Below are 8,292 nucleotides of genomic sequence, written 5' to 3'. Positions count from 1 at the left end.
CACTACTGTCCAAAGAAATTTTCCCATAAGGTTAGCTGACCATCATCGGAGTCATTCTGAAGACGTTTGGGTTTAACAAATAGCTCGCCTAAGGGCTTCCTCTCAAAGAGTACTTTCCCGATGGCAGCAGATAAAATATAAAAATCTTGATCAACATGATACACTTTCTTAGCAATGGCAAGCAGCAGATAGTCGCAGATGGCAATCCAAATCTGCGAGAATACTGCATTCTTACTCGTTCCGTAGAACGACTTGATGTGCAGTCGCTGCTTAATCCATTTGAAGAAACATTCCACCTGCCAGCGTTCTCTATAGAGCTCTGCAATGGTCAGGTAGGAGTGAGTGAAATCGTTTGTCAAGAATCTATAGACGTTGCCTGTAGCATAATCCTCATAAACAACCATGCGGAGTGTGTCGGGATACCATTTGGAGGTCAGCGGTCCGGTAAGCCTTATGATAGCATCGCTTATAACTCCAGTCTGCTTGTCTACAGTTCGTTTCTCCAGCACTACATACTTCATGTTGTCTTTGGCTCTTGTCACAAAGAAAGCTTGCTGGCGATGAAAGTGGTTAAACAGTTGCTTGAAGTCAACGTAGCCCTTGTCCATGAGATAATAGCTTCCTGGCTCTACGGGAATCAAACTCATAGCCTTGGAGTCATGAACGGCAGCCTCTGTCAGATATATGAATGTAGGTATAGATCCACGCAAATCCAACAGTGTGTGCATCTTTACACCACCCTTGTCATGGTGCAGACGAGCCCACGGACAGAGCTAGAGGCACAGCTTGATAGTGCTGCTGTCAAAGGCATATACGATACCGTCCACATCAAGTCTGGATGGCTCACTTTGGTAAAGTTCTCTTGCCCTGGCAATCAGAATCTGCCCGAAATCATGGTATATATGCCAATCCTTGGTCTCATTGATATGAGCCAAAGTAGAACGTTGGATATATCTTATTCCGCTCGAATAGAGCTTGGAAGAGAGGGCCACCAACGTTGCATCAATGCTGTGGAGACTAATCTGGTCTGTGAACTGAGCAAAGCTCATCACCATAAACTGGTCTCTGCATTTGAACCCGATGGCATGTCTATTGCCATTGTATCTCTTTACGCACTTATCGAACTCATATCTTGGTATGAGCGACATGATCTGAGCGAATACGGTCTTTCCTTGATTCATGATTTCTGCCTCTTGCAATACGATTTGCAAAAGTACAAAATCAAATCTCGAAAAAAAATAATATTCGCGTAACTCATTGAAAATGACTAATTTAAATCATGTCTAAGAAATTTTCTTTGGACAGCAGTGTTATAAACAAAGAAAATGACGAACTGCATTTGAAGTTTAAAACCGGGAAAACTACAAGTAGTAGTGAGATGAAGAATACTAATTACGATGTTTCGATAGGATATTCAAAATGTTTTAAAGTCGTCGGCGTTTCAAGCGCAGTTGGCTTCAGAATCTGCGATTACAAAAATTCATATATCCCCGACAATCATTTCATATATATATCCGCGGGACTAAGATTTTAACATAGCCCATCTTTATCAGTACAGTTGAAACTCGAAATATGAAAAGTCGTGTCAACTGCGCGGATTGGGGAATTGTAGAAAAAATGGCGTCATCTTTTTCTGCAATTCCCCGTACCTTCCGGCTTGTCATTGGCTCGTTATTGACTTGTTATCGGCTTGCTACCCCCTTACTATCGGCTTACTTGGATAATACAATTAACAATTCATAATTGACAAAGCACAATTCGGGAAAAGAATTTTCAATTTTCAACTTTCAATTCTCAACTAAAGAAATTGCCCATTGTCAATCCTTCTCAACTGTTAGTATGAAAGCCGCGTGGCAGCCTTGTCGGGGCGTTTCGGCAAGGTCGAGCATTCCGCCTTGCTGAATCATCATGCGGCGGCTCAGCGACAAGCCTATTCCGCTGCCGCTGCGCTTGGTGGTGAAGAATGGGACGAAGAGCGACTGGCGGTTCTCGGCAGGTATTGGCAGTCCGTCGTTGCCCATAAACAGACTTATGCGGCTGCTCTGCTTGGCATCAGGAATTTCTTCAAGAACAATCTTTGTGGCATCAGCCTCGGCAGCGTTCTTTGCCAGATTCATAAGCACTTGGCGCAACATTCCAGCATCGGCGCGAACCTTCAGACCGTGGGGCAGATTTATTTCCCATTGCAGTTGCGGATAAGCCTTGCTTAGGTCGTCGGCAATCTTGTTAAGTTCAACCACGGCGAGAACGGGCTTTTCGAGTTCCGACATCTTGCGGTAGTTGGTAACAAACTCGCTAAGGTGGCGCGATGTTTCGTAAATGGCCGTTATGCCGTCTTCGAGCGGCGTGCCCTTAACGTCGGGGCGGCTCATGAGCGACTGGCTTATGCTGGTGATGGGAGCCGTGGCGTTCATCATCTCGTGCGTCAGAACCCTTGTAAGGCGTTCCCACGATTCAACCTCGTTCTGGTTTATCTGCTGGCGGATGGTTTCGCCCAGATGGTTCAGAGCCTCTTGCATGGCGCGTTCTCCCGAGAACATTCCGCTTGTAGGCATCCTGAAGGTGAAGTCGCGGTTGCGAATTGCCTCCTGCATAAGGTGCGCGCGCAGTTTAAGCATACGCTGGTGCATGAAGAACGCCGCGAACAGCGCAACGAGGATTATTGCGATAGAGATGTATTGCCACGTCATAGTCTTTTCATTTTGTTGTAGAGAGTCTGGCGCGTGATGCCCAGAAGTTCGGCCGCCTGAGTGAGGTTGCCGTGGCAGTGGTCGATGGTGCGGCGAATGTGCTCCTTCTCCATCTCGTCGAGGCTTACGATTTCGTTCTTCATGTCGAGCACATCTTTTAGTTTGTGGATAAGTTCGTCGTTGTCCCACGGCTTGGTTATGAAGTCCGACGCACCGTTCTTCAGACCCTTTACAGCCAGATTTACATCAGCATAGGCGGTGAGCAGAACGACGGGCGTTTCGGGGTGCTGCTTCCTGATGGCTCTGAGCCAGAACAGGCCCTCGTTGCCGTTGTTTACGCCAAGCGTGAAGTTCATGTCGAGCACAACAAGATCGATGGGTTGCTGTGCCATTAGTTTAAGAATGTCATCGGGCTGAGTGGTTGTTAGTATCAGCTCGAAGGTTGAATCCAGAAGATAGCGCATGGCTGTCAGGATTGCTGTGTTGTCATCGACAATCAAAATAGTTCCGTACTTGTTCATGGCTGTAAAATTACTAAGATTTGTAAAAAAATCATACGGGCGAGTGTCTAAAATTTAGACGTTCTGCCTCTGGGCGTGTTAAAATGCTTGGCACGAAGCCGTTTAGCCTCTAACTTTGTGTCAGAAAAACAAAAAAAGTATGAAACGAACCTTGATTATATTACTTGCTTTTGCCGCTGCACACGTTGGTAAGTCTGCCGGACAGACTCCGTGGACAATGCAGCAGTGCATGCAATATGCCGTAAAGCACAATCACGAAGTAAGGCGCACGGAACTCGAACTCGACAACCGCAAGGCAGACAAGACCGCAGCCATCGGCAACTTCCTGCCTTCGGTTGGGGCGAGCGTGGGGGCGCAGTACAACTTTGGCCGCGCCATCAATCCCGAGACAAACGGCTATACCGATGTGAGCACCTTCTATAACGAATATTCGCTGTACGCATCGCTTCCGGTGTTCGACGGATTCAGCCGTCTGCATGCGCTAAAGGCTGCCGAGGCAAGCAGGCTGATGGGACATCAGGCTTTGCGTCAGCAACAGAACGAGACCGCGCTGAGCGTTCTGCAAGCCTTCACGAGTGTGGCATATTACGAAGGACTGGTTAAGATGGCTGCCGAAAAGGTTGCTGAAACCGAACTCCTGCTGAAGCAGACGCAGATTCTTGAAGAAGTGGGACGCAAGAGCCATACCGATGTCGCACTGGTAGAATCGCAGAAAGCCGAGGCCGACTACGAACTAACCCGTCAGCAAAGCCTCTACGAATCGGCTCTTCTCGAACTGAAGAAAGAGATGGCCTTCCCCGTTGCCGATTCGCTCTTGCTCGATGTGCAGACAACAAAGACCGATGAGGCTGTTCTTTCGGGCATCATGCTAAACGATGAGGAACATGCTGCCCTTCAGCAGGCACGATACAAGATTACGGCATCGAAGCACGAATGGCGGCAGGCTCGCGCATCGCTCATGCCAACGCTGTCGGTAGGTGCAGGCATCGGAACAACATTCTACAAAACACTTCACGCTGCCAACACAGCCGCTTTCAGCAGTCAGTTTAAGAACAATATGGGCGAGTATGTAGGCTTTACGCTCAGCATACCTCTCTTCAGCCGGTTGCAGTCGGCAATGGGCATCCGCCGCGCAAAGAACAACTACAAGATGGCTTGCGAGGCATACGAGCAGAAGCATCTGGAACTCGAAAAACTGAGTAGGGAGGCTTGGCAAGACTGGCAAGGCTACATAAAGCAGACGGCGCAGATGGAGAAGAAAGTCGAGGCCGACAGTCTGGCATATCAACTTACGCGCCGGCAGTTTGAGGAAGGACTGAGCACCGCCATCGACCTTCACACAACATCGGCAGAACTGCTGAAGTCGAAGGCAACGCTTCTGCAATGCCGACTTATGACTATGGTTAAGGAACAATTAGTTAAATATTATAGAGGAGAAACAATATGGACAGAGCAATAGAGAAAACTAAGAAACAGCGAATACTAAGATATTGGCCTTATGCTGCTGGCGGCGCAGTGCTGCTTGCAATTGTGGACTGGCTTATCTTCGGCAATCATGCCTCTACGCTGAAGGTTGACAGAAACGAACTGACAATCAGTGAGGTGCGCCGCGACGAGTTTAAGGACTACGTTCGCACCAACGGACAGGTATTGCCAATTCAGGTAGTTCAGATTTCGCCCGAAGAAGGCGGCATCGTACTCGAAAAGGTGGTTGAGGAAGGCGCAATGGTTAAGAAAGGCGATGTAATTGTGCGCCTTAGCAACTCGAACCTCGACCTCCAGATTCTGAATGCCGAGGCTGAGCTTGCCGAGAAGCAGAATCTTTTGCGAAACACTCAGGTTGCCATGCAGCAAGACCGGCTGAACAACCAGACGGAGAAGGCACAACTTGACATGGACACTCAGCGCAAGAAGCGCGCCTACGAGCAGAACAAACGCCTCTTTGCCGAGAAACTGATAAGCCGCGAGACTTACGTCCAGTCGCAGGAAGACTATCAGCTTTCTACAAAGAAGCACTCGCTCATAAGCAAGCGACTGAAGCAGGACAGCATATACCGCAGCGTTCAGATGGACCAGATGGAAGACAACCTTCAGAATATGCGCCGAAACGTTGTGATGGTTCGCCAGCGCAAGGACAAACTCGAGATACGCTCTGCCATCGACGGCGAACTTGGTCTGCTCGATGTTGAACTTGGTCAGAGCATCCAGCCGGGGCAGAAGATTGGTCAGCTCAACGACCTCTCAGCCTATAAGGTTGAGGCTATGATTGACGAGCATTACATCGACCGTGTGCGTCAGGGCTTGACGGCAACATTCAGCCGTGGCGACAAGACATTCCAGCTTGTTGTGCGCAAGGTTTATCCCGAGGTGCGCGATGGCAAGTTCCGCTGCGACTTCGTGTTCAAGGGCGAGCGTCCCGAGAACATCCGCACCGGTCAGACATACTACATCGACCTCGAACTCGGTCAGCCCGAGCAAGCAGTCATCATTCCTCGCGGAACATTCTTCCAGAGCACCGGCGGACAGTGGATTTTCGTGCTCGACAAGGGCGGAGCAAAAGCCTATCGCCGACAGATTCGCGTAGGTCGTCAGAATCCGCAGTTCTACGAGATTCTTGAGGGACTGGAGCCGGGCGAGCGCGTGGTTACAAGCGGTTACGAGGCATTCAAAGACAACGAAGTTTTAGTAATAAAATAGAAGATAATACCATGAATATTTTTAGAAGTCTGATTTATATGGCGCGTCGTTTCAAGATGGCAACCGCGCTCAATTTCATAGGGCTCACGGTGGCATTTTCTGCCTGCTACCTGTTCCTTACGCAAGTGATATACAATCACTCGTACAACAAGTGTTTGAAGGATTCGGAACGCCTTTATCGCGTTGAGTTCCGCGACATCTTCGAGGAAGGCCGATGGGAGGCACACACCTCCCGAATGGTTGCCGACGAACTGGCTACGTTGCCACAGGTAGAGGGCATGGCGTTGCTTCAGTGTTGGTTCAGCGAGTGGAGATTCAAGAATAATGAAACCGATGTAAAGTTCGGAATATGCAATGTAAGCAACGATGCCATCTCTATTCTTGCTCCGCGGCTTATTGACGGCAGGCTGAACTGGAAGGAAGGCGACACGAAAGGCCTGATTATTCCGGCTTCGGTTGCATTGAATTATTTCGGCTCTATTCGGGTTGCAGGGCGTTGTATGCGCGATCTGAAGGACAGCATCCCCGTAATCGGCGTTTACGAGGATATGCCCGAAAACTGTTCTTTAAGTAATTGCATCTATCGCAATCTTGGCGATGAGAACAAAGACAACGTCAACAACTGGAACTATACGTGCTACATTAAATTGAAGGAAAATGTTGATACCGTAGGACTCAACGCAACTCTTGGCAAGGCCGTAACCGCGAAGATTGACGAGAAAATGAAGGCTCTTGGCGGACAAGGAATGTCAGACTCCGACGGACAGAACAGAGAATTGAAAATCCGGCTTACGCCTGTTGGCAAAACGTGGTTCTCGGGACTCGACCTTGTGCTAGATAAGGGCAACCGCACGGTAGACTGGATTCTGCAACTGGCGTGCCTGCTGGTAATCATCATTGCATCCATCAACTTCCTTAACTTTACGCTGGCAGAAAGTCCGATGCGCATAAAGAGCGTAAACACGTGCATGGTGCTAGGCAACAGCAAATCGGTGTTGCGAATGGGCTTGGTTGGCGAAACGGTGGTTACATCATTCTTGGCATTCGTGTTTGCTGCTGTGCTTGTTTATCTGCTCTCGCAGTCACCGGTGGCTCACGGACTTCTTTCGGGCGACATCTCGCTTGGCGGCAACATTCTGCTTCTGCTTGCTATGGCTGTCGTGTCGGTTGTTGTAGGCATCGTTGCCGGAATGTATCCAGCCTATTATGTCACATCGTTCCAACCGGCCTTGGTGCTGAAAGGCTCTTTCGGACTCACCCCGAAGGGACGTAAACTGAGAACTGCGCTGCTCTGTCTGCAATTCGTTATCACATCGGTAATGATGGTCTACATCGGAATTCTTCAGCAGCAGATTCATTACATATTCCATTCAGACTACGGATTCAGCAAAGACGAGATTCTGCAAGCAAACGTGTGGGATGTGATAGACAAGAGCGATGCCTTGCGCTCTGAACTGATGCGGCTTACTGGCGTGAAGAATGTGAGCTACTCGCAGTTTAAACTGGGCACCGGAGACCAGTACATGGGCTGGGGACGTGGCGACAAAGACCATCATGTAAACTTTACTTGTATGCCGGTTGACTGGCACTATTTGCGGACAATGGGCATAGAGGTGATTGAAGGACACGATTTCAACGAAAACGACAAGGATGTGTACATCATAAACGAGGCGGCGCGCAAGCAGTGGGACTGGATAGAAATGGACAAGCCTCTTCTGGAAAACGATTTGCCGGTGATAGGAGTGTGCAAAAACGTCAGATTCATGTCAACGCGTGTAGACAATAACAATATGCCAATGGCATTTCTGATTATGGGCGACGCGTATAAGGGCTGGGAAAGAAATCTGGGAACTCTTAACGTGCGCGTAGCAGCCGGCATCGACAAGATTGAGATGCGCAACAAAATTCGTGACATCCTTATCCGCTTTGGTGCTCCGGAGGGAACCGAGGTCAAGTTCCTCGACCAAGAACTTGAACTCACATACAATGCCGAACTTAGGTTTTCTTCGCAGGTGCTTGTATTCTCGTTCATCTGCATGGTAATAACCCTTATCGGCGTGTTCTGCATGACTATGTTCGAGACCGAATACCGCCGAAAGGAGATTGGCATTCGCAAGGTAATGGGCTCATCAACCTTACAGATTCTCGTAATGCTGTGCCGCCGCTATGTGTGGCTGCTGCTGGGCAGTTTCGTTGTTGCCGCACCGCTGGCGTGGTACATAGGCAACGAGTGGCTTCAGGACTTTGCCGAACGAACTCCGATATACTGGTGGATATTCCTTGTGGCTCTGCTGCGCATTGCCCTCGTAACCATCGGCACGGTGGTTGTTCAGAGCTGGCGCGTTGCCAACGATAATCCTATCAATAGCATAAAGAACGAATAA

The 8,292-nt window shown here is 49.0% G+C and carries 7 protein-coding genes; 3 read left to right on the top strand and 4 right to left on the bottom strand.

What is annotated here, in order from left to right; all coding sequences use genetic code 11:
* Window positions 1–2: 2 nt before the first annotated feature.
* From T538_RS18840 to T538_RS0106490, 4 genes are all read right to left on the bottom strand, one after another.
* Window positions 3–728 (bottom strand): IS4 family transposase, encoded by a 726-nt coding sequence (locus tag T538_RS18840; RefSeq protein WP_231497071.1) that lies wholly within the window; start codon window positions 726–728, stop codon window positions 3–5.
* A 45-nt stretch (window positions 729–773) separates the two neighbouring features.
* Window positions 774–1,148 (bottom strand): DUF4372 domain-containing protein, encoded by a 375-nt coding sequence (locus tag T538_RS18835; protein ID WP_231497072.1) that lies wholly within the window; start codon window positions 1,146–1,148, stop codon window positions 774–776.
* A 669-nt stretch (window positions 1,149–1,817) separates the two neighbouring features.
* The gene (locus tag T538_RS0106495; RefSeq protein ID WP_031532690.1) at window positions 1,818–2,690 is read right to left on the bottom strand and encodes a sensor histidine kinase; all 873 of its coding nucleotides are present in this window, start codon (window positions 2,688–2,690) and stop codon (window positions 1,818–1,820) included.
* The gene (locus T538_RS0106490) at window positions 2,687–3,211 is read right to left on the bottom strand and encodes a response regulator (RefSeq protein WP_031532691.1); all 525 of its coding nucleotides are present in this window, start codon (window positions 3,209–3,211) and stop codon (window positions 2,687–2,689) included. The genes T538_RS0106495 and T538_RS0106490 overlap by 4 nt, the downstream gene beginning before the upstream one ends.
* 139 nt (window positions 3,212–3,350) lie before the next feature.
* Here T538_RS0106490 and T538_RS0106485 point away from each other — a divergent pair, with 139 nt between their 5' ends.
* Genes T538_RS0106485 through T538_RS0106475 form a run of 3 tightly spaced genes read left to right on the top strand, consistent with a single transcriptional unit; the run spans window position 3,351 to window position 8,292 of the window.
* On the top strand, window positions 3,351–4,670 hold the full coding sequence (locus T538_RS0106485) for a TolC family protein (protein ID WP_031532692.1): 1,320 nt from the start codon (window positions 3,351–3,353) through the stop codon (window positions 4,668–4,670).
* Complete coding sequence (locus tag T538_RS0106480) at window positions 4,655–5,908, top strand: efflux RND transporter periplasmic adaptor subunit (protein ID WP_031532693.1); 1,254 nt, start codon at window positions 4,655–4,657, stop codon at window positions 5,906–5,908. Before T538_RS0106485 ends, T538_RS0106480 begins: the two co-directional genes overlap by 16 nt.
* Window positions 5,909–5,919: 11 nt before the next feature.
* Window positions 5,920–8,292: an ABC transporter permease gene (locus tag T538_RS0106475; RefSeq protein ID WP_031532694.1), complete on the top strand. Its 2,373-nt coding sequence runs from the start codon at window positions 5,920–5,922 to the stop codon at window positions 8,290–8,292.

The organism is Bacteroides sp. Ga6A2 (assembly GCF_000702225.1).
Classification (GTDB): Bacteria; Bacteroidota; Bacteroidia; order Bacteroidales; family Bacteroidaceae; genus Ga6A1.
This window is presented reverse-complemented; position numbering and strand designations above follow the sequence as displayed.